Source organism: Arthrobacter sp. UM1, from assembly GCF_020483305.1.
Lineage (GTDB): Bacteria > Actinomycetota > Actinomycetes > Actinomycetales > Micrococcaceae > Falsarthrobacter.
Genome location: NZ_JACWAB010000015.1, coordinates 1 through 1,408, shown reverse-complemented (window position 1 = coordinate 1,408; position 1,408 = coordinate 1). Strand labels below are relative to the sequence as shown.

1 protein-coding gene and 1 pseudogene are annotated in these 1,408 nt (G+C 69.8%); both read right to left on the bottom strand.

What is annotated here, in order from left to right:
* On the bottom strand, positions 1–755 hold a 755-nt coding region (locus H9I38_RS10685; protein WP_226338809.1), incomplete at its 3' end, for a LamG-like jellyroll fold domain-containing protein.
* Positions 752–1,408: pseudogene (locus H9I38_RS10680) on the bottom strand (hypothetical protein); the annotation flags it as partial. The pseudogene H9I38_RS10680 and the gene H9I38_RS10685, both read right to left, overlap by 4 nt.

Genomic DNA, 1,408 nt, shown 5'->3' with positions numbered 1-1,408 from the left:
TTGATGTTGCCCGGCGTGGGCCCGGCCGGAGTGCTGGCCACGGCCTTGCCGTCCAGGTAGATCGTCAGGTTCGCGGCCGGGTCGCGGGTCACGACGGCGTGGTGCCACTGCCCGTCCGTGACAACCGGTCCGCCGGCGGTGGTCGTGTAGGTCGGGCCGGTCGAGGACCAGGTCCCGGCCACGAGCACGCCCGCGGCGTTGATCCACAGCGCCCGGCCGTAGTTGATCTCGTTGCGGTACTTGGCCACGTTGGCGAAGCCCATGAGCACGCCCTGCGGGCTCGTGGTCTTGAACCACACCTCCTCGCTGTAGGCGTTCGGCGCGTTCTGGGCGATCGTGGACCAGCCGGTCGTGGAGGAGACGCCGTTGCCGCCGACGTTGGCGTTGCCGTTGAAGACCATCGAGGTCTGCGGGGTGTCGCGGACGCAGCCGTAGTTGCCGGCGCCGGAGGCGAACGTGTCGTTCGCCGAGGCCTCGGTGTTGCCGTTGGTCGTGATGTCCGGGGCGTTGTGGGAGGAGAGCTGCCAGCCGAAGATCGAGCCGGGTGTCTCCTTGATGGCCTGGGCGCAGGTGAAGAACCTCTTGGCCCCTGCGGTGTTCGTCGCGTTGGTGACCTTCGCGCTGAACGCGCCGTTGGTGTTGGGGACGAACACGGCCGCGCCGACGACGACGGCCAGGCAGGCGATGGCGGACAGGACCAGCCACAGCGTGGCCGAGGGGCGGGCGAGAGGGCTGGAGGCGGGGCGGGGGCTCATGCGGCTCCTTCGGGCTCGGGCGCCTCGTCCGAGGGCTGATCGGGCTCTGGGTCGTTGCGGTGCATGCGGGCGTGGATGCCCAGCCACACGATCGGGGTCAGGCAGAACACGGCCAGGCCGATCCACCACCAGGTGGTGAGGGCGAGCTGCGGGAGAAGGACGAAGTGGCCGGTCTTGTCCAGGTGGGTGGAGACGGCCTCGCCCACGGTGCCCGTCGGGGACAGGACCTGGCTCGCGGCGCCCTTGTCTTCGAACGGGACCACTCGCATCGGGAAGAGGCCCGTGCTCACCACGGATGCGGTGGCGTGCGGCGTCCGACCGGACGAGTCGACGCGCATCCACAGGAGCTCGGCTCCGACGAGGGGCTTGACGATGACGATGGAGGCGGCCAGGCCGAGGAAGAAGGCCATGACGCGGTACTGGAAGCGCTTCACGGGGCTCTCCACGCGGCGCGTGAAGAAGAGGCCGAGCAGCAGGCCGAGGATGGCGATGGGCGTCATCTTGACGAGCCACCCGAGCACGGGAGAGACGAAGAAGGCCTTGCCGACGAGCCGGGACTGGTCCAGGGCGCCCGGGTCAGCGGCGCCGTTGATGTCGCCCTTGGTCCGCACGCCGTCTTTGCCGGCGGCGATGACGCGGTGGGTGTGGGTCTC